Annotated in this window: 18 protein-coding genes and 1 pseudogene; 7 read left to right on the forward strand and 12 right to left on the reverse strand. The window is 73.0% G+C overall.

The features are described from left to right. Nucleotides 1–41: 41 nt before the first annotated feature. The 7 genes and pseudogenes from ACFWAR_RS20040 to ACFWAR_RS20070 all read right to left on the reverse strand — a co-directional run bounded on the left by ACFWAR_RS20040 (nucleotide 42) and on the right by ACFWAR_RS20070 (nucleotide 7,468). Complete coding sequence (locus tag ACFWAR_RS20040; RefSeq protein ID WP_385778916.1) at nucleotides 42–3,617, reverse strand: CDP-glycerol glycerophosphotransferase family protein; 3,576 nt, start codon at nucleotides 3,615–3,617, stop codon at nucleotides 42–44. 169 nt (nucleotides 3,618–3,786) lie between these two features. Then, a complete protein-coding gene (locus ACFWAR_RS20045) occupies nucleotides 3,787–4,158 on the reverse strand; it encodes a hypothetical protein (protein ID WP_385778918.1) in 372 nt (123 codons plus the stop codon). Between the two features lie 86 nt (nucleotides 4,159–4,244). Beyond that, on the reverse strand, nucleotides 4,245–4,664 hold the full coding sequence (locus ACFWAR_RS20050; RefSeq protein ID WP_385778920.1) for a roadblock/LC7 domain-containing protein: 420 nt from the start codon (nucleotides 4,662–4,664) through the stop codon (nucleotides 4,245–4,247). Between the two features lie 71 nt (nucleotides 4,665–4,735). Continuing rightward, nucleotides 4,736–5,536, reverse strand: coding sequence for a transcriptional regulator (locus ACFWAR_RS20055; RefSeq protein ID WP_385778922.1), 801 nt, complete (start codon nucleotides 5,534–5,536; stop codon nucleotides 4,736–4,738). Beyond that, on the reverse strand, nucleotides 5,533–5,949 hold the full coding sequence (locus tag ACFWAR_RS20060) for a hypothetical protein (RefSeq protein ID WP_385778924.1): 417 nt from the start codon (nucleotides 5,947–5,949) through the stop codon (nucleotides 5,533–5,535). Before ACFWAR_RS20060 ends, ACFWAR_RS20055 begins: the two co-directional genes overlap by 4 nt. Nucleotides 5,950–6,158: 209 nt before the next feature. Next, a pseudogene (locus ACFWAR_RS20065) lies at nucleotides 6,159–6,392 on the reverse strand (helix-turn-helix domain-containing protein); the annotation flags it as partial. A gap of 122 nt (nucleotides 6,393–6,514) precedes the next feature. Then, nucleotides 6,515–7,468: a DUF4304 domain-containing protein gene (locus ACFWAR_RS20070; RefSeq protein ID WP_385778926.1), complete on the reverse strand. Its 954-nt coding sequence runs from the start codon at nucleotides 7,466–7,468 to the stop codon at nucleotides 6,515–6,517. 161 nt (nucleotides 7,469–7,629) lie between these two features. Here ACFWAR_RS20070 and ACFWAR_RS20075 point away from each other — a divergent pair, with 161 nt between their 5' ends. The 3 genes from ACFWAR_RS20075 to ACFWAR_RS20085 all read left to right on the forward strand — a co-directional run bounded on the left by ACFWAR_RS20075 (nucleotide 7,630) and on the right by ACFWAR_RS20085 (nucleotide 11,117). Next, nucleotides 7,630–8,103 carry a hypothetical protein gene (locus tag ACFWAR_RS20075; protein WP_385778928.1) on the forward strand — a complete coding sequence of 158 codons (474 nt, stop codon included), beginning with the start codon at nucleotides 7,630–7,632 and terminating at the stop codon, nucleotides 8,101–8,103. A 57-nt stretch (nucleotides 8,104–8,160) separates the two neighbouring features. Further along, the gene (locus tag ACFWAR_RS20080) at nucleotides 8,161–9,381 is read left to right on the forward strand and encodes a PucR family transcriptional regulator (protein ID WP_385778930.1); all 1,221 of its coding nucleotides are present in this window, start codon (nucleotides 8,161–8,163) and stop codon (nucleotides 9,379–9,381) included. Between the two features lie 131 nt (nucleotides 9,382–9,512). Beyond that, a complete protein-coding gene (locus tag ACFWAR_RS20085; protein ID WP_385778932.1) occupies nucleotides 9,513–11,117 on the forward strand; it encodes a hypothetical protein in 1,605 nt (534 codons plus the stop codon). A 21-nt stretch (nucleotides 11,118–11,138) separates the two neighbouring features. Here the strand turns inward: ACFWAR_RS20085 and ACFWAR_RS20090 are convergent, their stop codons facing one another. The 3 genes from ACFWAR_RS20090 to ACFWAR_RS20100 all read right to left on the reverse strand — a co-directional run bounded on the left by ACFWAR_RS20090 (nucleotide 11,139) and on the right by ACFWAR_RS20100 (nucleotide 15,913). Beyond that, complete coding sequence (locus ACFWAR_RS20090; protein WP_385778934.1) at nucleotides 11,139–13,070, reverse strand: APC family permease; 1,932 nt, start codon at nucleotides 13,068–13,070, stop codon at nucleotides 11,139–11,141. A 117-nt stretch (nucleotides 13,071–13,187) separates the two neighbouring features. Beyond that, on the reverse strand, nucleotides 13,188–13,643 hold the full coding sequence (locus tag ACFWAR_RS20095; RefSeq protein WP_330328681.1) for a (2Fe-2S)-binding protein: 456 nt from the start codon (nucleotides 13,641–13,643) through the stop codon (nucleotides 13,188–13,190). Between the two features lie 8 nt (nucleotides 13,644–13,651). After that, nucleotides 13,652–15,913 carry a molybdopterin cofactor-binding domain-containing protein gene (locus ACFWAR_RS20100; RefSeq protein WP_385778936.1) on the reverse strand — a complete coding sequence of 754 codons (2,262 nt, stop codon included), beginning with the start codon at nucleotides 15,911–15,913 and terminating at the stop codon, nucleotides 13,652–13,654. A gap of 309 nt (nucleotides 15,914–16,222) precedes the next feature. On the opposite strand from ACFWAR_RS20100, the gene ACFWAR_RS20105 reads away from it, so the two are divergent. Next, a complete protein-coding gene (locus ACFWAR_RS20105) occupies nucleotides 16,223–16,471 on the forward strand; it encodes an SCO4226 family nickel-binding protein (protein ID WP_385778938.1) in 249 nt (82 codons plus the stop codon). Nucleotides 16,472–16,648: 177 nt separating this feature from the next. Continuing rightward, nucleotides 16,649–18,082, forward strand: a complete 1,434-nt coding sequence (locus ACFWAR_RS20110; RefSeq protein ID WP_385778940.1) for a PP2C family protein-serine/threonine phosphatase — start codon at nucleotides 16,649–16,651, stop codon at nucleotides 18,080–18,082. A gap of 117 nt (nucleotides 18,083–18,199) precedes the next feature. On the opposite strand, the gene ACFWAR_RS20115 is transcribed toward ACFWAR_RS20110, so the two are convergent. Then, the gene (locus ACFWAR_RS20115) at nucleotides 18,200–19,723 is read right to left on the reverse strand and encodes a hypothetical protein (protein ID WP_385778942.1); all 1,524 of its coding nucleotides are present in this window, start codon (nucleotides 19,721–19,723) and stop codon (nucleotides 18,200–18,202) included. Between the two features lie 230 nt (nucleotides 19,724–19,953). Here ACFWAR_RS20115 and ACFWAR_RS20120 point away from each other — a divergent pair, with 230 nt between their 5' ends. Both ACFWAR_RS20120 and kstD read left to right on the forward strand, forming a co-directional pair. After that, nucleotides 19,954–21,078: an aminoglycoside phosphotransferase family protein gene (locus tag ACFWAR_RS20120; protein WP_385778944.1), complete on the forward strand. Its 1,125-nt coding sequence runs from the start codon at nucleotides 19,954–19,956 to the stop codon at nucleotides 21,076–21,078. A gap of 204 nt (nucleotides 21,079–21,282) precedes the next feature. Next, nucleotides 21,283–23,043 (forward strand): 3-oxosteroid 1-dehydrogenase, encoded by a 1,761-nt coding sequence (kstD, locus tag ACFWAR_RS20125; protein WP_385778946.1) that lies wholly within the window; start codon nucleotides 21,283–21,285, stop codon nucleotides 23,041–23,043. Between the two features lie 137 nt (nucleotides 23,044–23,180). Here kstD and ACFWAR_RS20130 read toward each other — a convergent pair whose 3' ends face one another. Further along, nucleotides 23,181–23,681, reverse strand: coding sequence for a hypothetical protein (locus ACFWAR_RS20130; RefSeq protein WP_354384530.1), 501 nt, complete (start codon nucleotides 23,679–23,681; stop codon nucleotides 23,181–23,183). Between the last annotated feature and the right edge of the window lie 89 nt (nucleotides 23,682–23,770).

Genomic DNA, 23,770 nt, shown 5'->3' on the forward strand with positions numbered 1-23,770 from the left:
ATCGGTGCGCCCGGGACCGGTCTGCGAAGCACCCGTACGGGCTACATCTCCAGCATGCGGTCGACGACCCGCTCGGCGGCCCGGCCGTCGTCCAGGTCGCAGAACTCCGCGCGGAAGGCCGCGCGCCGCTCCGCGTACTCGGCGCCGATCGCGTCCGCGTCGCGCACCGCGGCGAGCAGGCTCGTCGCGTCGTGCAGCAGCGGACCCGGGCCCTTGGCCTCCAGGTCGACGGTGAGGCCGCGCAGCGTGTCGCGGTAGTGCGCCAGGTCGTAGGTGAACAGCAGGATCGGCCGGTCGGTGAGCGCGAAGTCGCACATCGCGGACGAGTAGTCCGAGATGAGGACGTCGGCCACCAGCAGCAGGTCCGTGGTGTCGGCCCAGCGGGACACGTCCAGGACGAAGCCGTCGCGGACCGCGTCGCGGACCTGCTCGGTCACCCGGTAGTGGCCGCGGACCAGCAGTACGTGGTCCTCGCCCAGCTCGCGCCGGGCCTCGTCGAGGTCGATGCGCAGGTCGAGCTTGTAGCCGTTGGACCAGCCCTCGTTGTTCTCGCGCCAGGTCGGCATGTAGAGGACGACCTTCTTGCCCTCGGGCAGCCCAAGACGGCGGCGGACCTCGGCGATCCGGTCGGCGTCGGGGCGCACCAGGGCGTCGGCGCGCGGGCTGCCGACCTCCATGACCTCGCCCTTGAAACCGAGGGCGCGCTTGAGGATGGGCGTGGCGAAGCTGCTCGGGGAGACCAGCAGCGACCACTGGGCGCTGTCGTGCTCCAGCGCTTCGAGCACCTCGGGGCTCGAGTAGTAGTCGTGGATGAAGTCGTGGCCGATCTGCTTGAGCGGCGTGCCGTGCCAGGTCTGTACGACGACCTGGCCCTCGCGGCGGAAGAACGGCGCGGGCACGCTGTCGTTGGCGACGTAGTAGCGGGCGCGGGCCAGGATGTCCCACGCCTCCAGGCTGCGGTACTGCACGGCGCGCACGGTCGGCGGGACCTCCGTGTGGCCGTCGCGGACCAGCCAGACGTGTTCCAGCTTCTCGCCGCGGCGCACCAGCTCCTCGTGGATGGCGCGCGGCGAGTCGCCCGCGCCGTTCCCCTGGAAGGTGTCGTAGACCACGATGTCCTTGACCGGGGCCTGGCGCTGCTGCGGGTAGGTCACGTCGCGGGCGATGCGCTGCGCGTAGCGGGAGCGGTCGTGCGGGGTCAGCAGCTGGTCGACGACCAGTGCCATGCGGTCGAAGAAGCGCGCTTCCACGCGCATCCGCCGGCCGTCGACGGTCAGGCCGGCGGGGCCGCTGCCGAGGGCGGGGGCGAGCATCTGGACCGGGGCGCCCCGGTCGACGCCGAGCAGGCTCGCGGTGACGCCGCCGCGGCTGACCGGGCGCAGCGTCGGCCACCAGCGGCCGTGCGGCAGCGTGGTCCGCCCCGCGAAGTGCTCGGGCAGCACCGGGACGAAGGAGGCCTCGAAGCGGCCGTCGCCGAGGGTGACGGGGTAGCTGTACTCCTCGCCGTGCCAGTTGTGCAGGACCAGCTCGTGCGGCTCGTCGGCGCTGTCGGCGGGCGGCAGGTAGGTGCCGCGCAGCGTCAGCCTGCCGTCCTCGGCCGTGACGCTCTCCACCAGCGGCGGCGACGGCTGGAGGGCGAAGCAGAGGTGCCCGACGGCGGTGCGCTTGACGAAGACGGAGCGGCCGGTGTCGTCCCCGGGGACGGGCACCACGAGGCCGGTGAACCCGCCGCGCTCGTCGTGGGCGAGGTCGACGGCGGTGCCGTCGGCCCGGGTCACCGACAGGTTCCACGGCTCGGGGAGCCATTCGCCGGGGGCGGGCACCGCGTCGGGCACGGCGGCCAGGTCGGCGACGGGCACGCGCACGGTGAAGGCGCTGCGGCCGCCGTGGGCGCCCGGGGTGGTCTCCAGCGGGAGCGTCACGACGGTGCCGCTGTTCTGGTGCTGGGCGCGCAGGGCGGCTCCGGCGCCGAAGTCGGCGGCGAGCTCACCGCTGACCACGAAGCCGGTGCCGTCGGCGTCGGGGCGCACGTCCAGGACCCGGGCGCGGACGACCTCGACCGTGACGGTCAGCGCACCGGCGACGGTGGGGACGATCCGGACGTCGGGCGCCACCCAGTGGGCGGGCGGGGTCAGACCGCTGTCGTGGTCGCCGCCCTTGAGCCGGGCGCGGTGCAGACCACCGGCGCCGGTGACGGCGATCGAGGTGGTCCACGTGCCGTCGCGCCACTTGCCGCCCTGCTGGAAGACGGAGGGGTCGACGACGGCGGTGAAACCGGCCCAGTCGGCGTGCCGCAGCGCGAGGTGCGCCGCGTTCACGGTGGCCATGGGCGCGGCGACGGTGCGGGTGTTGACGACCGTACGGCGGCGCTTGCCCTTCTCCCGGAAGATCAGCATCTTGCGGGAGCCCAGGCGGCTCTCGGCGCCGAGGTGGCCGGGCAGGGCGTAGCCGCGCAGCAGCAGCTTGCCGCCGCTCCACGCCGCGTGTTCGAGCTTGCTGACGACGCGGCGTTCGCGCGGGCCGAGGGTGAGCACCTTGGCCGGGACCGGCGGGCGGCCCTGGAGGAAGGGGTAGTCGGCCTGCGGTCGGGCGAGGCCCTTGACCGGGACGCTGTAGGAGAAGTCGCCCTGGTGCTTGAGGAGCGCGATGAAGTCCTCGACGCGGCCTTCGCCGGCGAGGTAGGCCTTGAGCCGGTCGGCGACGGTGAGGTCGCTCCAGGGCTCGCTGCCGATCTCGCGGACCAGGGCGCCGACGTCGCGGACGAAGGCGTCGCGGAAGTCCTGGCCGCCCTCGGGCACGTACTTGTAGATGAGCGGGAGTTCTTCGCTCAGCACGTTGTGGTCGTAGTCGCGCAGGTAACGGGCGTACTTGGCGCCGGACTTGGCCTGGAGGGCGTCGCGGACCAGGCGTACGGACGTGACGCGGTCGACGAGCGAGACCGGGTCGGTGGAGCGCTGGGTGATCGAGCGCTCGCCGGTCTCGCGGACGCGCCAGTGGTAGACGACGTCGCTGAGGACGTCGACGCTGGCGGCGAAGTAGTGCGCGGGGATGCTGACGGGGGCGTCCTCGTAGAGGATGCCCTCCGGGTACTGGAAACCGTGCTCGTCCCAGAAGGTGCGCCGGTAGACCTTGTTCCAGGCGGTCCGGTCGGTGACGAGCGGGGCGAACTTGGAGATGTGCGTCTTGAGCCGGGTCTTGGCGAAGGGCGCCTTGTGCCCCCACGACTGGTTCATGCCGACCGAGCGGAACCGCAGGACGTTGCCGCCGACGAAGTCGGAGCCGGTCTCGTCGAGGGTGTCCACCATCAGCTGGTAGGCGTTCGCCGGCAGGGTGTCGTCGCTGTCGACGAAGGCGAGGTACTCGCTACCCTCCGACAGGTGCCGGGCGCCGGCGTTGCGGGCGGCGCCGAGTCCGGCGTTCTCCTGCATGACCAGTCGGAAGCGACCGTCCCGTGCGGCGAAGGCCTTGGCTATGACGGCACTCGTGTCCGTCGAGCCGTCGTCGACCATGATGACTTCGAAGTCGCCGAACGTCTGCGCGGCGAGAGACTCCAGGCACTCATCGAGGTAGAGCTCGACGTTGTAGACAGGGACGACGATGCTCAGGCGCGGGGGCATGGGTGACGAATTCTCCAGCGGGTCTGTCAGTCAATGATCAGCTAATTACAGCATCTTACTCTGTAACGGGATTATAAACTCCACCCAATCCGGACAAAACATCGCAGGTGACGGGGGCGAACGGCAAAGAATTCGACCGCTCGCCACCCCACCGTGAATGAACGTGCCGTCAGACCTCGAGTTCCGCCTCGATCCGCTTGAGATGGTGCCGGGCCATCGCGAGGTTGGCCCGTTCCTTGTCGAGCGCCAGGTAGAGGAAGAGGCCCTGCGCGTTGCGGCCGCGCAGCAGCCGGATGAGGTGGTACTGCGAGCCGAGGGTGATGAGGATGTCCTCGATCTCGTCCTTGAGGCCGAGCAGCTCCATGGTGCGCACCTTCGCGCGCACCACGTCGGTGTTGCCCGCGGCGGCGACCGAGAGGTCGAAGTCCTTGCCGCCGCCGACGGTGCCGAGGGCCATGCCGCTGCCGTAGTCGACCAGGGCGGCGCCGATGGCGCCGTCGATGGTGGTGGTCTCCTTGAGGGCGGTCTCCACGTTGGCCATGGGGGATTCCTTTCCGGTGTTCCTACTGGTGATGGGGCGATGGGTGGTGCGGTGATGGCAGGTGGTGCGGTGCGTGGTGCTCGGGGTCAGCGGGGTCCCTCGATGGCCTGCGGGCCGCGGCGGCCGAGGACGCCGTCTATCAGCTCGGCGATCCGCAGGCTGGAGCGGCGGGCTTCCAGATGGAGCCGGCCGACGTTGGCGCGCGGCTCCGCGATCAGGGTGAGGACCGCGGCGTCCCCCGCGGCGTAGGTGGCGACGTACCCGTGCTCGCCCCGGACGAGCAGTTCCCGGAAGTCGCCCTGTCCGGTGCTGTCGCTGAGCCGCTGGGCCACTCCGAGGGCCGCGGCGGTCAGCGCCGCCACGGCTTCCGCCTCGGTGGCGGCCGTGTCCCGGGCGAGCACCAGCCCGTCGGCGCTGGCGGCGAGGGCTCCGGTGAGCTGGGGGACCCGGGCCCGCAGCCGCCGCAGCTCTGCGAGGATCTCGGCTTCGGCCTCGGCGGGCACCATGGGCAGTCTCCTTTCGGTTTGACGCCCCCGTTCGGCCTGCCGCCGGTCGGCGCGCGGTCGCAGCGGGAGCCTCACAGGCTTGCCTCCAGTGCGTCGCGTAACCGGCGGAGCAGAGCCACGTCCGGGGTCTGGGCCTCGGTCAACCACTGCGGCAACGGCTCCGCCGCGGGCCCGGGCACCGGTGCGTGGGGGGTCTCGACCAGACCGGCGGCGGCGAGCCGCCGTACGTCGAGCAGCGTGTGGAAGGCGGGGCGTCCCAGCACCCAGGCCAGTGCGGCGGGGGTGCGCACCCCGTCCGCCTGCCGCAGCAGGATGCGCTGGCGGCTGGTGACGGTCTGGCCGGGCGCGGCCGCCCGGGGCACCACCGGCGAGGTGTCGAGCAGCGGGTACGGCCACACCGCGTCCAGCAGTTCGCGCCGGCGCCGGGTCTCGCGCTCCACGGCGGCGGCCGGTACGGAGCGCACCGAGCCGATCCAGTGGGTGGCCCCGCGCCGGAAGCGCGAGGGTCCGCTGCCCGGGGAGAGCGCGAAGAATGCGGCGTCGAAGATCGCGGCGAGGTGGCATATCTCCAGTTCGCCGCCGGCGAGCCCGCCGCTGTCGACGAGGAACCGGGCGACCTGGCGACGGGCTCCGGCCCGGTCCACGGCCTCCCGCCAGCGTTCGGGGGCGAGTCCGCCGCCCTTGGTGAGCAGGACGTCGAGGCCCGGAGTGGCCGGGCTCTCGGCGTGCACGATCCGTCCGTCCTCCAGGAAGAGGGTGCCGCGGTCGCGCAGGAGGGCTCCGGTGGCCCGCTCGGCGGCGAGCCGGGTGAGCAGCGGGGAGACGGCGGTGGGGCCGGACACGGTGTCGGCGGCGAAGGGCGCGGTGGTCATCTGAGCACCAGCCCTTCCGCCAGGTCCCTGAGTCTGAGCCGGGCGAGGGCGAGGTTGCCCAGGGACCGGTCCAGCCACAGGTGCAGGAAGACACTGCTGTCGAAGCTCGTCTCGACGAAGCGCAGCACGTGGTAGCCGGTGCGGGTGGTGACGATCAGGTCCTCGATGGGCGGGCCCTCCTCGTCACCGGGGGCGGGGCGGCCGTCCCCGTCCGGCGGACCGGGCGCGAAGGACTCGTATTCGGCGGCGGCCCGGGCCAGCTCCGCGGTCTCCGCGGCGGTGGTCTCGTGGTCCCCCACCGGTGATTCCCCCGCGGTGCCGAGGGCCAGTCCACTGCTCCAGTCCACCAGCGCGGCCCCTCGCGCACCGGGCAGCGTCATGGCTTCGAGCAGGCATTCGTCGATCCCGGGCACGCGGGTTCCCCTCCCGGCCGGTCGTGCGTGGTGCACGGTCGTGCGGCGCGACAGAGAGGAACTTACTGAAGTTCAACACCGCTGAAGGGTGTTCTGGCATTTTCCCTTGGAACATGCGCTTGATGCTTACGGACCGGTGGCCGGATGCCGCCCAAGACCGGTCATCCCCTGATCAATTGTGGTCAGGAGGCCAGCGGGAGGGGCCGGCCGTCGGCCAGCCGGAAGGCCCCGCCCTCGCGTCGGACGTAGCCCTCGTGGGTGAGCGTGCGCAGCAAGTGGTAGACGGTGGGGAGGGGGATCTGGGTGATCCGCGCCAGCCGTTTCGCCGTCGCACCGCCCTCGGCGTCCATGGCCTCCACCAGGCGCAGCGCCCGTTGGACGGAACCGATGAGGGTGGGTGTGCTGTGGGGTGCGCTGTCCCGCTGAGTCTGCTCGGTGCCCATGAGTAGTCCCCCTGCTCCGGTAGGCGGCCTGGCAAACCCATCAAAGTCCTTCGCCGCCCGCAACACCAGCTGACTCGCGTCACGGCGGGCACGAGATCGGCGAAGGTCCGATCGCGTCCCCGTCAGGCGCGGGTCCAGCCGTCGAACCGCCAGGGCGTGGCGACCGTCATGGCGTGCGGGGTGCCGGAGACCGTGATGCAGGCGTCGCGCGGGGTGCCCTGCTCGAAGCAGATGTGCAGCGATCCGTCGGGCTCGACCTCGGCGTCCGAGACCCGGCACAGGCCGAGCTCGCCGAGCACGGCCATCTTGTGCTGGGGGAGGGTGGCGCCCGGGGAACGCACGATCCGCTCGTCGCCCGCCTGGTCGTGGCCCACCCGGACCCAGCCGAAGTCCGGCTGCGCCAGCCGCCACGAGGCGTCGATGGTGATGCGGCCCTCCGCCTGCGCCTCCTCGTCGTGGAAGACGAGGTAGGGCCAGGCCTGGCGCTCCCCCACCTCGTAGACGACGGTGCCGATGAGGTCGGCGGCGTCGAAGGCGTACCCGCCCGCGTGGTCCGCCTCCTCGTCCACCGCGTCCGGGTGGTTCACGCAGCCGCTGTGGAGGCACTCGGGGAGCGGGTCGACGACGGGCCCGGGCACCGGCGGGTGACCGGTCAGCCGGCCCCAGAGGGCGGGTACGGCGTGGCGCTGCACCAGGTCCACCACGTCCTCGGCGACCACCGAGGCGCTCTGCTCGTCGGTGATCGTCCACCAGTGGTCGTGCGGGTGGCCGAGCAGGGCGCCGATGCGGGCGTGCCAGCCGACGGGGCCGACGTGGTTGGCCGACAGCCGGGTGCCGAGCACGGGCCGCAGCCGTCGCAGGTCCTCGTGCTCCTGGTATCCGACGGCGCGGAGGTTGACGGTGAAACGGCAGCGGTCCGGGGTGGAACCCGCGCTGCGCTGGAAGCCGATCAGGGCGTGGTCGGGGGCGGCGACCGCGAGCCGGTACTCCCGGCCGGTGCCGGTGAAGCCCGCTTCGCGCAGTGCCGGGGCTATGCGCTCGCGGAGCATCTGATGGAACAAGTCGGTCGCATTCACTCCCGCAGTGTCCCAAGCCGGACCCTCCGGGAGCAAAGCAGTACCGCGCCCCCTTCCCGGCGCCCGTCGCCGACAGCGCCCCGCCCGCCCCGCACGGGCGCCGCCGGGGCGTTGTCGGTGGCGTCCGTTACCTTCCATCCATGGGAAATTCAGGGGGATCTTTGGCGATCCGGTCCGCGGCGCGGCTGGCGGACCTGATGGACGCGGCCGGTTTCACGGACGTCGACGAGGCCGAGCCGCCCGCCGGGGAGTGGCAGTTCGCGGAGTTCGGCGACGCGGACGGCCGCTCGCTGGCGCGCCTGGTCGAGGCGACGGGTGCGCCCGCGATCGTGGTCGACTACCTCGACAGCGACGTCGGCTTCGTGCGGGCCGCCGCGCCGGACGGGAGCGGCTGGCGGGGGCTGCTGGACCGCGAGACGGCGACGGACTACGACGTACCGGTGGACCGCTATCCGGTCGCCGCCGCGATCAGCGGGGCCCTCGCCTGGTCCGCGGCGGCCGGCCTGACCGCGGACGAGCCGCTGATCCGCCGCGCCCTGACCGAGTCGGCCGTCTTCGCCGAGCAGCTGACCGCGCTGCTCTTCGCCGGCCTGGGCATACCGGGGACGGAGCAGGACGAGCTCGCGGCGCCGTGAGGACGAGCGGGGTCCAGGCCCTCCCCACCGGAGGCGTTCCCGTGTCACGCTGCCTCGATGGAGCGGATCATCGAGGAGATACGCGAGGACCTGGCCCGGCGGATCGCCGTGGCGGCGGACCGGCTGGCCGAGCGGACCCTGGCCGAGGACCCCGCGTACGCCGCTCCGCTCGGCCGGGCCGAGCTGCGCGAGCGTGCGCACCGGCAGCTGCGCCAGACCGTCGAGGCGGTGGTCCGTAGTTCCCGCGGGCTGCCGGTGGACCTCACGGAAGCGCGTTCCGTCGGGGCGCTGCGGGCCGAACAGGGCTTGCCGCTCTCCTCGTTGCTGCGGACCCACCGGCAGGCGGGGCGGCTGCTGTGGCAGACGCTGACCGAGGCGGTGACCGCGCACGACCGCGCCGCACTGCCGCGGCTGCTGCCCGGGGCGAGCGTGCTGTGGGACGTGCTGGACCAGCAGACGGACGCCACCGCCGAGGCCTACCGGCGGGCCGAGGGCGCGAGCGGCGGCCGTGACCGGGAGCGGCGGGCGGCGCTGCTGGACGCCCTGCTCGACGGCGGGGCGCCCGAGGCGGCCGCCACCGCGGCCGCCCAGCTCGGGCTGCCGGGGCAGGGCCGGTTCGCGGTGCTGGTGCTGGGCGCCGGCGCCGATCCGGTCGCCCGTCCGCCCGCCTCCGCGGCCGGGCCGCGCGTCCTGTGGCGGATCCGGGCGGACGGGGAGAGCGCGGTGGTGGAGCTGGGCCACCACCCGTTGGAGGCGGTGCGCGAGTTACTGGTGCCCCTGGGCGTCCGGGCCGGTGTGAGCCCGGTGGTGGCGGCGCCCGCCGAGTTCGCCCGGGCCCGGCGCCTGGCCGTCCTGGCGCTGCGCACCACGACCGGCCCGGGCAGCCCGCGCACGGCCCTGCTCGACGAGCGGCTCCCGGCGGCGCTGGTCGCGGGTCAGAGCGAGCTCGCGGGACGGCTGCGCCACGTGGTGCTGGGGCCGGTGCTGGCGCTGGCCCCGGAGGACGGCCGGGTGCTGCTGACCACGCTGGGCACCTGGCTGGCCTGCCAGGGCTCGACCACGTACGCGGCGCAGCGCCTGTACTGCCACCGCAACACGGTCTCCAACCGGCTGCGTCGGCTGGAGCAGCTGACCGGCCGGTCGCTGACCGACCCGGCCCACGTCGTGGAGCTCGCGCTGGCGCACGCCGCGGTGGTCCAGCGGGCGGCCGACGGGCAGGGCGCATCCGCGCCAAAGTCGCCGCAGTCCGCGCCGCGCCGGTCCGGCCCGGCCGGGTGATCAGCAGCGCGGTCCCGGCCGGTGGGCGGGGGACGCGATCCGGTCAGGTGGCTGCGACCGGGTCCCGCGGGCGGCGGTGTTTCGGTCAGGCTCGGTGACGCACCGCACCGACCCCCACACCGGGAGACACCATGCCCCAGGGCTTCCTTCCCCCCACCTTCGACGAGCCGACCTCCGAGCTGCTGCGCGAGCTGGAGCGTCCGGGCGGCGACGGCCGCCGGATGTTCCAGCTGCGGATCACCCCGGACGACCGGCGGATCACGTTCGAGAAGGAGATCCGGGCGCGGCACTTCGGTCCGACCAGCCCGCGCGAGGACGACCACCGGTACGTGGTGTTCAAGGACCTCTACAACGGCCGCCTCACCCTGCTGCACTGGACCCACTTCGGCGCGCCGTCCCCGCAGCCCTACGGGGAGACCACCGACTTCTTCGTCACCCTGGCCAATCACGACACGGACGTGAGCCGGGTCGACGAACTCGCGGCGGACCTCACCGGGGCCACCGCCCGCACCGCCGAGCTGAAGGCGGCCCACGAGTTCTACGCGGCGGAGCGCGAGCAGGCCCGCTCCCGTCAGATCCAGTACGAGCTGGACATGCTGCTCAGCGACGTCGCGATGCAGGCCAAGCACTACGCCGCGCAGGGCCTGGACGGACCGGCCCTGGACGGGCTGCGCGCGCACCCCTTCTACCGGCTGGCCCGCGAGCACTGCCTGCTGGTCGCGGGGGGCGACCGCGACTACAGCGCGCTCACCCACGACACCCGGCGCCGGGACCTGCTCAAGGGGCGGCGGCCGGTGGTCCGCGCGGAGTACGGCGACCTGGTCGAGACGCAGCCGACGGAGCTGACGGCCGCGGCCCCCGACCGCCGCCACACCCGCTACGCCAACCTGTTCTGGGAGAAGCACGAGAGCGAGGCGTTCTTCGTGCTCCGCCGGTGCCCCTCGGACCACGAGTTCAGTCGGGGCGGGGTGCCGCGCCCGGCGGAGGACGGCGACAACTTCGCCACGCTCGCGCTCTCCGAGGACCAGGACATCTCCGGGATCCGGGTGCTCCCGGACGACGGCGGGCGGCTGCCGTCGGCCGACGAGAACGTGCCGCCGGCGCAGGGGCTGTCGGAGCCGTGGCCGGTGTACGGCGGGTACCCGGGCTACGGGGAGTACGGGACGTACGAGGACTTCGAGGCCTTCGGGGGCGGCGAGGCCTACGACGGCTCCGGGACCCTCTCCGACGTCCTCACCCGGCGCACCGCGATGGACCCGGCCGACGGATCGTGCCGCACCCAGCGCTCCTACCGCGGTCGGGAGAAGGTCAACGCCCGCTGCCGGGTCACGATGGACCGGGCGGAGCGGGACTCCGGGGAGTGGGCGGTGAAGGTCGCGGTGTGCGCGGACAGCTTCAGCTGGGACGTCCTGTTCTGGGACTGGCGCGACCACCGCTACGTCGCCACCGCCGAGGTGCGCACCGAGGCCGGGTACCGCGCCCGTTACGCCACGGACGCCCCGGCCCACACCGTCCGGCGCACCCACGGCCGGTGCGCGACGGGCGGCTACGCGGGCGAGCTGTCCTTCACCCTGCCGGCGGACTCGGGGCGGTACGTGGTCGAGTGGACCTACGACGTGCCGTGCGACAGCCCGGACAAGAACGACGGCTTCCCCTTCGGTTTCTCGCCGAACTTCTCGCCCGACCGGCACCTGACCGCCCGGGGCACGGTCGTCGTGGACACCTCCATCGGATAGGGCCCGCCCGCGCGCCCGCGACTACGGTGCGGGTTCGTCGTGCCGCGCCGACTCCAGCAGGTACGGGACGTCGATCACGGCGACCCCCGGGGTGAAGAGCAGCCGCGCCTTGAGGCGCAGCGCGTTCTGGTTGTGCAGGGGCTGTTCCCACCAGTGGCCCACCACGTACTCGGGGATCACCACGGAGAGCATGTCCGTGCCCTCCTGGGCGGCCTGTTCCTGGACGTAGGCGAGCACCGGGCCGACGACCTCCCGGTACGGCGAGTGGAGGATCTTGAGCGGGATCCCCGGGTCGTGCTCGGCCCAGGCCGTGCGGAGCCGGTCGGCGTCCTCCTCGTCGGCGGCGACGCTGACGGCGGTGAGCGTGTCGGGGCGCAGGCCCATCGCGAAGCCGATGGCCTTGAGGGTGGGCGCGTGCACGGAGGCGACCAGGACGACCACGTGGTGGCGGGCGGGTCTGCGCGGTTTGACGCCGGGGGCGACGGCCACCTGCCGGGCGACCTGGTCGTAGTGGCGCCGGACGCCCTTCATCCCGATGAAGAGCAGGGGCATGGCGATGACGACGAGCCAGGCGCCGTGCGTGAACTTGGTGATCAGGACGATGACCAGGACCACGGCGGTCATCGTGGCGCCGATCGCGTTGATGGCGAGGCGGCGGTGGATGTGGACGCGCTCCTCGCGGGCGGTCGCGGTGGAGTCGAGTTCCTTGCGCCAGTGCCGGACCATGCCGGCCTGGGAGAGGGTGAAGGAGACGAAGACGCCGATGATGTAGAGCTGGATGAGGCGGGTCAGCTCGGCGTCGAAGGCGACGATGAGGGCGATGGCGGCGAGCGCGAGGAGCACGACGCCGTTGGAGTAGACGAGCCGGTCGCCCCGGTTGTAGAGCTGGCGCGGTGCGTAGCGGTCCTTGGCGAGGATCGACGCGAGCATCGGGAAGCCGTTGAAGGCGGTGTTCGCGGCGAGGATCAGGACGCCCGCGGTGACGGCTTGGAGCAGGTAGAAGAGGAAGTCCCAGCTGCCGAAGGTGGCGCGGCCGATCTGCGCGAGCGCGGTGGAGGTCGGTGTTCCGGCGGGCAGGCCCAGCTCGGTGGGGTCGGCCGCGACGTGCACCTTGTAGGACATGGCGAGCACGGTGATGCCGACGAACATGGTCACCGAGAGGGCGCCCATGGCCGCGAGCGTGGTGGCGGCGTTGCGGGCCTTGGGCTTCTGGAAGGCGGGGACCCCGTTGCTGATCGCCTCGACGCCGGTGAGGGCGGTGCAGCCGGAGGCGAAGGCGCGCAGGGCGAGCAGCACCACGGCGAGGCCCGTGTAGGTGCCGGACGCGGTGATCGGCAGGTCGGCGGACTCCGCGCGGATGGTGGTGCCGGTGCCCAGCCGGACGGCGGCGACCGCGAACATGACGTAGATGACGAGGACGAAGCCGTAGGTGGGGACGGCGAAGACCCGGCCCGACTCGCGCACGCCGCGCAGGTTCATCAAGGTCAGCAGCACCACGAAGCAGACCGAGAGCAGGACCATGTGGTCGTGCAGGGAGGGGATGGCCGAGGTGATCGCGGCGACCCCGGAGACCACGGAGACGGCGACGGTGAGGACGTAGTCGACGAGCAGGGCGCTGGCGGCGGTCAGCGCGGCGGTCGGGCCGAGGTTCTCGGAGCTGACGATGTAGGCGCCGCCGCCGCCCGGGTAGGCGTGGCAGGTCTGCCGGTACGAGGCGACGACGACGACCATCAGGAAGACGATGGCGGCGGCCGCGTACCAGGCGAGGTGCAGCAGGGTCACGCCGCCGAGGGCGAGGATCAGCAGGATCTCCTCGGTGGCGTAGGCCACCGAGGAGAGCGGGTCGCTGCAGAAGATCGGCAGGGCGAGTCGTTTGGGCAGCAGGGTCTCGCCCAGCCGGGCGGTGTCCAGCGGTTCGCCGACCAGCACCCGTTTCGCGTTGATACGCCTCATTTGAGCATGATCGGACATCACTGACGGCTTCTGCCCGTTTTATGGCGCAGCTGGGGGATCGGGGCGCACGGCCGGTCCCGACCCCCGCGCCCCGGCCCCGGACCCGGCCCCCGCGGCTCACATCCGGGCGGCCGCCGACTTGATGGCCTCGCGGATGCGGACGTACGTCCCGCAGCGGCAGATGTTGGCGATCGCGTCGATGTCCGCGTCCGTGGGCGTCGCGGTCCGCTTCAGCAGCGCGACGGCGGCCATGATCTGGCCCGGCTGGCAGAAGCCGCACTGCGAGACGTCCTGTTCGAGCCAGGCCTCCTGGACCGGGTGCAGGGTGTCGCCGTCGGCGAGCCCCTCGATCGTGGTGACCTCGCGACCGGCGCAGGCCTTGACGGGCACCACGCAGGGGCGGATGTCCGCGCCGTCCAGGTGGCTGGTGCAGGCCTTGCAGACGTCGACCCCGCAGCCGTACTTGGGACCGCGGATGCCGAGCAGGTCGCGCAGGACCCACAGGAGGGGCAGGTCGTCGGGCGCGTCCACGGTGACGCTCCGCCCGTTGACGGTGAAGGTGTGCGAGGGCACGGCAGCTCCTAGCGCGGGTAGGGGGTGAAGTCGACGTCGAAGTCGAGGGGGAAGCTGCGCGGCTTGGTGCCGGTGGCGCGCGCGTAGGCGTTCGCGATGGCCCCGACGGCGGCCGGTACGCCGAGCTCGCCCGCCCCGCCCGGCTGCTCGCCGGTGGCGGGCAGGACGAAGACCCGCACGTCGGGCGGGGTGTCCCGCTGGAGCGCCCAGTGGAACTGGCTGTAGCTGCCCTCCAGCGGCAGCCCCTTGTCCAGGTGCAGGCCGGCCCGCAGGGTGGTGGAGATCGCGTCGGTGAGCCCACCGATCATCTGGGCCTCCAGACCGCGCGGGTTGACCGGGCGGCCGACGTCGACGGCGATGACCGCCTTGGTGACGCGCACGTGCTCGGGATCGCGGGCGTCGATCTCGACCAGGCAGGCGGTGCGGGACTTGTACTCCTCGTGGAAGGCGATGCCCTGGGCGCGGCCCGGGGGCAGGGTCCGCCCCCACTCCCCCTCGGCGGCCGCCTTGTCGAGGACCGCGCGCTGTTCGGCCGTCTTGAGGAAGGCGCGCCGGAAGGCGTACGGGTCCTTGCCGATCCGCGCCGCCAGCTCGTCCACCATGATCTCCTCGGCGCCGCGGGTGTTCGCCGAGTAGACCGAGCGCCAGGAGCCGGTCGGGATGCCGGTGGGCACTTCGGTGAGCAACTGGGTGGTGAGGCCGAAGTGGTAGGGGGACTTCACGGTGGTCAGGAAGAGGGTCTGGGCCAGGGTCGCGTTGCCGATGCCGAGCGGCAGGCTGGCGGCGGTGGCGGTGATGACCTCGCCCAGGCCGTGCCGGAAGTCGGTCTCGACGGCCGCGACCCGGTGTTCGAAGCTGAGCACCTCGCCGAGCGCGTAGGTGGCGCGGATGCGGTGGTGGGTGGCCGGGCGCATCCGCCCGTGCCGGGTGTCGTCCACCCGGGTCCACATGAGCCGGACCGGGCGGCGGCAGGCCTTGGACACCCGGGCGGCCTCCAGGGCCGCGTCGAAGAAGAGCCGGCGCCCGAAGGACCCGCCGGCCTGGACCACGTGCACGGTGACCTTGTCGAGCGGCAGGCCGAGCTCGGCGGCGATGGTCTGGCGGGCGACGATCGGGGACTTCAGCCCGGACCAGATCTCGGCGCGGTCCTCGCGCACGTCGGCCACCGCCGAGTTGGTCTCCATCGGGGCGTGGCTGACGAAGGCGAAGTCGAACTCGCCGTCCACGTAGGGGGTGAGCAGGGGCGGCAGCAGCGGGACCGGGTTGGCCGTCCGCAGCTTCGCCCGGACCTGCTCGTCGGAGAGCTTGTCGGCGGGCCCCGGGCCCCAGGTGACCTGGAGCGCGGCCTTCGCGTCGAGGGCCTGGCCGAAGGTCTCGGCGACGACGGCGACCCCGGTGGCGACGGTGACCACGTCGAGGACTCCGGGCATCGCCTTGACGGCGGCCAGGTTGGTGACGGAGCGGACCGTGCCGCCGAGGCTGGGCGGGCGGCGCAGGACGCACGGCTTGGCCCCGGGGACGTCCAGGTCGAGGGTGTACCGCTGCTCGCCCGTCACCATGGCGCGGGCGTCGATCCGGCTGGTGGGCCTGCCGATCAGGGTCTGCTTCGCGGCGGGCTTCGGGGCGGCGCCGAGGACGATCAGGCCCGGGTCGGCGGCGGCCGCGGCGAGGGCGCCGTAGCCGAGGGTGCGGCCGTCGGGGGCGCGGACGGCGCCGTTCGCCGTGCTCAGGCCCGCGGCCGGGGTGTTCCAGCGCCGGGCGGCGGCCGCGACCAGGCGGGCGCGGGCGGTCGCGGCGCACTGGCGGACCGGCCCGTAGAGGGAACGGATGGCGTTGGAGCTGCCGGTGAGCTGGTTGAAGAGCAGCTCGGGCCGCGCGTCGTCCAGTTCCACGCGCACGGCGCTCAGCGGGGCGTCGAGCTCCTCGGCCACCAGCATCGCGACGGCCGTGGTGAGTCCCTGGCCGACTTCCTCGCGGGGCAGCCGGAAGCGGATCGTGCCGTCGGCCTCGACGGTGAGCAGCAGCAGGGCGGAGGTCGGCGCCCCGGCCAGGATGAAGAGGTCGCCGAGGTCGACCAGGTCCGCGGGGGCGGGCAGGGTCGGGATGGCGGCGTGCGCGTCCTGGGGCGCGAGGGCGTCGGCCCCGGCGCGGGTCACCAGCGCGAGGGTGGGCGCGGCCACCAGGTAGGTGAGGAAGGCCCGTCGACTGCTCCCGGGTCCCTCCGCCGCCGCCGGTTCCTTGGCCCCCGTAGCCCCTGTCGTGCCCGTCATGTGGTTCCGCCCGCCCTGTTCGCCGTACCCCACTTGGCTCATTACCGGCACGTAGAGTAGCGATCACCGCAGGCGCTGGGAAGTCGCGGCCGGGCGGCGGCGTCCTTCGTTCGAGGGGCGCGCGGCCGGCGACCGGGCGCGGGCCGCGCCGCGTCCGGCGGCGGCCCCGCGCCCGCACGTCTCGGGCGTACGAGCGACCCCGGCGCGGGCGGCGGTGCTTTCCGGCCGCGGCGCGCCGCACCGGCCGTGCGGGCGGACCATGGAAGGAGCACCACCGGACACGACAGGACAGTGAGGAGGTGGAGCGCGGTGGCCCTGTTCATGGACGTCCATCACGGCATGCACGGCATCACCGAGGATCAGCTCTCGGCCGCCCACCGGGCGGACCTGGCGATCGAGGCGGAAGAAGGGGTGCACTTCGAGCGCGCGTGGGCCGACCCCGGGTCGGGCACGGTGTACTGCCTCTCCGAGGCACCTTCGGCCGATGCGGTCCAGCGGATCCACGAGCGGGCCGGGCATCCGGCCAGTGAGATCCACCCGGTTCCCGTCAGCGTGTGACGCGTTGACCTGAACTGTTCGTACAGCCAAGGGGGGGACGGGAGGCCCTTGGCATATGCCGCAGGCAGGAACGGCCCTGATGTTGCCAAACGGCTTACAGCCCATTGCCGTCTGTGCAACAGTCGTAACCGGTCCTTCCTTCAGACTTGGCCGTGCCGCGCCTGTATCGGAGTTCTCATGCCGTCCCACCTGTTCGCGGACCGTCCCGCGCAGCCCCCCCGCCCCGGGTCGGTGGACGCGCTGATCACGCAGACCCGACGGTTGCGGGGCGACGTGGACGCGGTCCGCCGCGACACCGTCGTGGACGACGACGACGCGCAGGGACGATGGCAGCGAGCGCTGTGCGACCTCGCCGTGCACCAACTCGACGACCTGGGCGAGCACTTGGGCCAGCTCAAGGAAGGGCTGCCCGCCGTCCCCGCTCAGGCACCCGGCCCGGGGTCCTTCCAGCCCGCGCCCGAGCCGGCGGCCGACGGCCAGACCCGCGTCGGCAGTGCCGAGTGGAACCTGGTCACGGACGAGGTCCGCTGGTCCGACGAACTGTTCCTCATCTTCGGCCGCTCCCCCGATGCCGGCCCGCTCTCCCTGGACGAGCTCGGATCCACCCTCTTCGCCGAGGACCAGCCCCTGCTCACCGCGATGGTGACGGCCTGTCTGGTCGACGGCAAGGCCATCGACGGCGAGTTCCGCATCGTCCGCCCCGACGGCCGCGTCCGCACCCTGCACATGCGCGGCGAGCCGGTCGTGGACGACTCCGACGGGTGTACGGCGTCCATGTGGGCCGTGCTGCGCGACGTGAGCGACCTGCGGCGCAGCGAGCGTGCGGTGCGCGAGAGCCGTGACTCGCTCCAGCTCCAACGGCAGATCGCCCAGAGCGAGCACCGGTTGGCGGTGGAGATCCAGGAGGCCGTGCTCCCCCCGTGGGGCGGCGCGCTGCACTCCCCGCGCGCCGGCTCCGGCGCCCTGGACGTGGCGGCCCACTACCTCCCTTCCGCGACGAGCGCGCTGATCGGCGGCGACTGGTACGACGCGCTGGAACTCCCGGACGGGCGTTCCATGTTGACGGTCGGCGACCTCACCGGACACGGGGTCACCGCCACCTCCGGGATGGCGATGATGCTCGGCGCGCTGCGCGGCATGGCGATGGCCGGGATCGAACCGGGCCCGCTGATGGGCTGGCTGAACCAGTTGGTGGAGACCTCGGTCCAGCCCGCCCTCGGCTCCGCGGTGTGCTGCAGCTACGACCCCGCCGGTCGGGTGCTCACCTGGGCCCAGGCGGGTCACCCGCCCCCGCTGCTCTTCCGGGGCGGCCGCGGCCGGGCCCTGCGGCCGCCGGAGGGCATCCTGTTGGGCGCGACCTCCGGGGCGGCGTACGGGCAGCGCGAGGAACGGCTGGAGGCCGGTGACGTCCTGGTCCTGCACACGGACGGACTGACCCCGCGCGGCGTCGGGTTCGGGGGGGCCGACGGGGCCGAGCGGCTGCTGACGCTCGCGCCGCGGTTCGAGCGGGCCCGCTCGGCCCAGGACTGTGTCCGTGCGGTCATCGAGGAGTTCGGCGAGCCGGGGCGCGAGGACGACGCCTGCGTACTGGTCGCCAGGGTAGGGGACTGAGCCCGCCGCCCACGGGGCGGCGATGCGGTGGTTCGGGGCCGCGCCGCCAGGCGCGGCCATGGCCGTTTCCGTGATCGTGTCCGTGCTCCTGCGGGGGCGAATGTCCGGGCATCTCCGTCAGATCTGGGTCCCGGACGCGCTCCCGGTGCCCCGGGTCCCGCGCGCCGTGCGTGCCGGTCGGGTCGGCAGGGCCATCTTGATCTCCTGGCGCAGTTCCTCGATGCGTCCGTAGCCGGCGTACTGGCCGGTCAGCCGGTACATCTCGCGCAGCCGGTCCCAGGTCCGGTGCGAGGAGGTCTCGTTCATGGAGACCAGCGCGAGGCGTGCGTAGCGGTCTGCCTGCTCCGGGTCGTCGGCGAGGAAGCAGGCCGATGCCATCGAGATGTAGTCGAAGATCTGCGAACGCTGGTGTCCGGCCGCGCGCAGTCGCAGCGCCTCGCGCGCGTGCTGCTGGGCGATCGGGGCGGCGCTCGGATCGTGGTCGGCCAAGGTGCGGAAGGCCAGCGCCTGCATGCCGTGCAGGTCGGCCTCGTCGAAGTGCTGCATCCAACTGGGCGGCGGCACGTCGCTCTTGTCGGACACGAACAGGTCCTCGGCCTCGCCGAGGGTGCGCCGCATCGCCTGGCCCTTGCCCATGGCGGCCTGCGCCCAGGCCTCGATGGTGTGCAGCATGGCCCGGGTGCGCGGCAGGGTCTCCTCGCCCGAGCCGGACTGGGCCAGCTTCATCAGGTCGAGTGCCTCGTTGGGCTTGCCCAGGTGGACCATCTGGCGTGCGGCGCGGGACAGCGCCTCGCCGGCCCGCGGCCGGTCGCCGCCCTCGCGGGCCGCGTGCGCGGCGATGACGAAGTACTTCTGCGCGGTGGGTTCGAGACCGACGTCGTGCGACATCCAGCCCGCCAGGACCGCCAGGTTGGCCGCCACCCCCCAGAGCCTGCGCTGGAGGTGGTCGGGGTGGTGGTAGGCGAGCATGCCGCCCACCTCGTTCAACTGGCCCACGACGGCCTTGCGCTGGAGCCCGCCCCCTCTGGAGGCGTCCCAGGCCCGGAAGACTTCCACGGAGCGCTCCAGCGCTTCGATCTCCTGCGAACCGATGGGCGCGGCCTCGTAGCGGTCGTAGCCCGCGGGGTCGGCCTGGAACCCGTCGCCGCCGAAGCGTGGCGCGGGGGTGGCGGGCAGGGGGTCGGAGTGCAGCCAGTCGTGCATGGCGTTGGTGAGGGCGGAGCCGGCGGTGAGCGCGGCGCCCGCGCCCATCAGACCGCGACGGTTGAGCATAAGGTCCATTCCCGTGAATTCGGTGAGGACCGCGGCCGTGCGTTCGGGCGCCCACGGCAGGCCGTCGGGGTTCTCCTTCGCCCCGCCTTGGTTCCGTGCCGATGTGCGCCGCTGCCGTACGAACCCGAGGTCCTCGATGGTCACGACACGACCGAGCCGCTCGGTGAACAGGGCTGCCAGTACGGTCGGCACCGGTTCGCGCGGGGTCTCCCCCACGTCGATCCAGCGCCGCACCCGCGAGGTGTCGGTGGCCAGCTGGTGGTGGCCCATGGCCGCCGCCTGCCGGTTGACCATCCTCGCGAGTTCGCCTTTGGACCACCCGGCCAGCCCGAACAGATCGGACAGGCGGGTGTTGGGTCCTTTGCTCACGTCAAGCCCCCAGGTTCTCGGCTGAGTTGACAGTAACCCCCCGTCAGATGCCGAGCGACTATTCGCCAGGGTTCGCCAGGGTGCGCCAGATGGTGTGCCACCCGCAGTCGGGTGTCAGGTAGGAATGCGCCTCCCCGACCCGGTCACCGGCGGAACTCCCCAGGGTGATGTACGGGATCGAGCGGGGCGGCGTACGCAACTCGTCGGCGCACGAAGGGATCCGTATCATCATGTACGCAGCAACGTCCTCCGTGTCCGCGCCCGTCCGGCCGCACCGCACCTTCCAGGCGGGCGGCGGCCCCTACCTCGAACCCGGCCGCCCCTCCAACCCGGCGCAGGCCGCCGTACGGGCACGGCGGATGCCGGGCAACGGGGGCCAGCAGATCAGCGGCAGAATCGACCTGTCGGGGCCGCAGGGCGCACAACTGCGCACCGCGCTCGCCTCGGTCCAGCGGATCTGTCCGGAGTTCGCGCCGGTGCAGGTGCTGCGCCGCAGCGGCCGCTCGGTCCTCCTGGTGGGCACCACAGGACGGATGACGGCGGTCGCGAAGGTTTTACTGGACCACTCGCCGGAATGGCGCGAGCGGTACCGGCACGAAATAGCGTCGTACCGGGCCTTCGTCCGGCACCGCCCCCCGGTCCGGGTGCCGCGGCTGATCGCCGCGGACCCCGAGAACTGCGTACTGATCGTGGAACGGATGGCGGGCCGGGTCGCCGCGTTGCAGCGGCACCCGGTCGAGGCCCCGCCGCGGCCGGACGTGCGGGCGGCGCTGGGCGCGGTGTGCCGGGTCAACCAGTGGCGGCCGCCGGGTGAGCTGTTCGGCCGTCCCCTGGAGTACGCCTCCCGGATCTCGCGCTACCACGAGCTGGGTCTGCTCACCGACCGGGACCTCGGCGACCTGCAGAAGCTGCTGCACGGGCTGAAGATGGGCGGGGTGCAGCCGCAGTTCAACCACGGCGACGCGCTGCTGTCGAACCTGCTGCTCTCCCCCGCGGGTCCGGTGCTGCTCGACTGGGAGCACGCGGGCTGGTACCTGCCCGGGTACGACCTGGCGACGCTGTGGACGGTGCTGGGCGACGCCCCGGTCGCCCGCGGGCAGATCAGCAGGCTGGCCCAGTCGGCGGGCCCGGCCTCCCGGGACGCCTTCCTGGTGAACCTGATGCTGGTGCTGACCCGGGAGATCCGGATGGCGGAGACGGCGGTGCAGCGCTCGATGGCGGCCGCCGCTCCGACCCAGCCGTTGCCCTCGGGAGCCCTGTCGAGCGGCGAGGAGCACCGCCTGCTGCTGCGCAGGCTGCACGACGACTGCGGGATGGCCCGCAGGGCGGTCCGGGCGGCGGTCGGCACGCGCTGAACTCCCCGCGGCGCGGGGCACGAGGCCCGGGAATCCCGTGGTGCACACACTCGGTGTGTGCACCACGGGATTTCGCACGTTCCGGGCGCAGTCGCTACCCCTGCGTATGCCTTGACATCACATGATCCCCCGAACACCTTTTCTGACTCAGCATCAGAAATGCTGGAGAGCCGCCCTCCCTCCCCACACCGTTGGAGCCCGCCCATGTCCACGAGACCGACCTCCCCTTCCCGGCGCGCGGTCCTGGCCGGTACCGGCGCCGGGATGCTGGCCGCCGGCCTGCCGTCCGCCCCGGCGCGGGCCGCCGACGTGCCCACGCTCGGCGAGTACGACGTCGTGGTGGTCGGCTCCGGCGCCTCCGGGATGACCGCCGCGCTGACCGCCGCGGGGCGCGGCCTGAGCGTGCTGGTGGTCGAGAAGGCCCCCACCTTCGGTGGCTCCGCCGCGCGTTCGGGCGCGGGCATCTGGCTGCCGAACAACTCGGTGATCCTGGGGGCGGGGGTGCCGGACACCCCGGAGAAGGCCGCCGCCTACCTCTCGGCGGTGGTGGGACCGGGCGTACCCGCCGCCCGCCAGCAGGCGTTCTTGGCGAACGGTCCGCGGATGCTGGACTTCGTCATGGCGCACAGCCCGCTGAAGTTCCGCTTCATGGACGGCTACAGCGACTACTACCCCAACCTGCCCGGCGGCCTGCCGAACGGGCGCTCCATCGAGCCGGACCAGATCGACGGGAACATCCTGGGCGGCGAACTGGCGCACCTGAACCCCGCCTACATGCCGGTCCCGGCCGGGATGGTCGTCTTCAGCCAGGACTACAAGTGGCTCAACCTGGCGGCGGTCAGCGCCAAGGGCCTGGCGGTGTCCACCGAGTGCCTGGCGCGCGGCACGGCGGCCGCGCTGTGCGGCCAGAAGCCGCTCACCATGGGCCAGGCGCTCGCCACCGGTCTGCGGGCCGGGCTGTTGCGGGCCGGGGTGCCCCTCTGGCTGAACAGCCCCCTGGTGGACCTGGTGCAGGAGGGGGGTGCGGTGACCGGCGTCGTCGTCGAGAAGGAGGGCGCGCGGGGCGTCGTACGGGCCCGGCGGGGCGTGATCATCGGCTCCGGCGGCTTCGAGCACAACGCCGAGATGCGGGCGCAGTACCAGCAGCAACCGATCGGCACGCAATGGTCGGTGGGTGCGAAGGAGAACACGGGCGACGGCATCCGGGCGGGCCGCCGGGCCGGGGCGGCGCTCGCCCTGATGGAGGACGCCTGGTGGGGACCGTCGATCCCGCTGCCGGGCGAGCCGTACTTCTGCCTGGCGGAGCGCACCCTGCCCGGCGGCCTGATCGTCAACGGGGCCGGGGCGCGGTTCGTCAACGAGGCTGCCCCGTACAGCGACGTGGTCCACGTGATGTACGAGAAGGACCGCGGCACGGGCTCGCACATTCCGGCGTGGCTGATCGTGGACCAGAACTACCGCAACAAGTACCTGTTCAAGGACATCCTGCCGACGATCGTCTTCCCGGACTCCTGGTACGAGGCCGGTGCGGCGAAGAAGGCGTGGTCCTGGGACGCGCTGGCGGGGCAGATCGGGGTGCCGGCGGCCGCGCTGCGGGCCACGCTCAACCGGTTCAACGCGCAGGCGTGGAGCGGGACCGACCCCGACTTCCACCGGGGGGACACGGCCTACGACCACTACTACACGGACCCGGCCGTGCACCCGAACTCCTGCTTGGCCCCGGTGTGGGCGCCGCCGTTCTACGCGTTCAAGATCGTCCCTGGTGACCTGGGCACCAAGGGCGGCATCGTGACGGACGCGCGGGCGCGGGCGCTGCGGGAGGACGGCTCGGTGATCCGGGGGCTGTGGGCCGCGGGCAACGCGAGTGCGGCCGTGATGGGGCACAGCTACGCGGGGGCGGGGTCCACGATCGGGCCCGCGATGACCTTCGGGTACGTGGCGGCGAACGACATCGCCGACGCGTAGGGCTGCCCGGCGGGGCGGGGGGGGCTCGCTCGGGGGGGGGCCGGGCCCGGGTGCGGGCCCCCGGGTGCGGGTCCGTCTGCCCTCCGGGGGCGCCTCGAACGGCGGCGGGGCTGGATCGGGTGCGCCCGGGGGGCGACTCAGCCCTGTTGGAAGAGTTCCGCGGGGAGGGGCTTGAGGAGGGCGTAGAGGTCGTCGGTGATCGGGCGGTCCCAGCTGGCGATGGTGACGAGCACGTTGTCGCTGCGGTCGAACTGCACGCAGGAGATGCGGGACTCGGACAGCTTCACCTTGCGGACGATGAGGAGGTTGTCGCCCTGCATGACGGGGCAGTCCTCGGCGCCGGTGACCTCGACGTCCTCGTCGTTCTCCAGCGCGAGGAGGAGCTGGGCCACCTCGAAGGGGACCTCCTTGTCGGCGAGCTCCCGGGCCGGGGAGCCCTCGGGGAGGTTGCCGATGATCATCGCGGGGCCGCGGCCGCCGAAGAGGTCGTAGCGCAGGAAGACACCCTGACAGCTGCCGTCGGGGGCGGGGAGCAGACCGGCCCCGAGGTTGCCCGGCCAGTCGCCCGGGTCCATGGCCAGGACATCGAAGTCCGGGCCCGCGGGAGTGGCGGCGCTGCGGCGGCGGAGGAAGGACATGCGGCCATGGTACGTGGCCGCATGGGTTTTCCGCCCCGGGCCCCCGCAGCGCCGCCGAACCCCCGTTCGCGGAGCCCGGGGCGCCGCAC

Source organism: Streptomyces sp. NPDC059917 (assembly GCF_042730635.1).
In the GTDB taxonomy this organism is placed as follows: domain Bacteria; phylum Actinomycetota; class Actinomycetes; order Streptomycetales; family Streptomycetaceae; genus Streptomyces.

Excerpts from the sequence above, each read along its gene's own strand:
- ACFWAR_RS20040 (WP_385778916.1), bottom strand. The coding sequence starts at position 3,617 with ATGCCCCCGCGCCTGAGCATCGTCGTCCCTGTCTACAACGTCGAGCTC.
- ACFWAR_RS20045 (WP_385778918.1), bottom strand. The coding sequence starts at position 4,158 with ATGGCCAACGTGGAGACCGCCCTCAAGGAGACCACCACCATCGACGGC.
- ACFWAR_RS20050 (WP_385778920.1), bottom strand. The coding sequence starts at position 4,664 with ATGGTGCCCGCCGAGGCCGAAGCCGAGATCCTCGCAGAGCTGCGGCGG.
- ACFWAR_RS20055 (WP_385778922.1), bottom strand. The coding sequence starts at position 5,536 with ATGACCACCGCGCCCTTCGCCGCCGACACCGTGTCCGGCCCCACCGCC.
- ACFWAR_RS20080 (WP_385778930.1), top strand. The coding sequence starts at position 8,161 with ATGGAGCGGATCATCGAGGAGATACGCGAGGACCTGGCCCGGCGGATC.
- ACFWAR_RS20085 (WP_385778932.1), top strand. The coding sequence starts at position 9,513 with ATGCCCCAGGGCTTCCTTCCCCCCACCTTCGACGAGCCGACCTCCGAG.
- ACFWAR_RS20090 (WP_385778934.1), bottom strand. The coding sequence starts at position 13,070 with ATGAGGCGTATCAACGCGAAACGGGTGCTGGTCGGCGAACCGCTGGAC.
- ACFWAR_RS20100 (WP_385778936.1), bottom strand. The coding sequence starts at position 15,913 with ATGACGGGCACGACAGGGGCTACGGGGGCCAAGGAACCGGCGGCGGCG.
- ACFWAR_RS20110 (WP_385778940.1), top strand. The coding sequence starts at position 16,649 with ATGCCGTCCCACCTGTTCGCGGACCGTCCCGCGCAGCCCCCCCGCCCC.
- ACFWAR_RS20120 (WP_385778944.1), top strand. The coding sequence starts at position 19,954 with ATGTACGCAGCAACGTCCTCCGTGTCCGCGCCCGTCCGGCCGCACCGC.
- kstD (WP_385778946.1), top strand. The coding sequence starts at position 21,283 with ATGTCCACGAGACCGACCTCCCCTTCCCGGCGCGCGGTCCTGGCCGGT.
- ACFWAR_RS20130 (WP_354384530.1), bottom strand. The coding sequence starts at position 23,681 with ATGTCCTTCCTCCGCCGCCGCAGCGCCGCCACTCCCGCGGGCCCGGAC.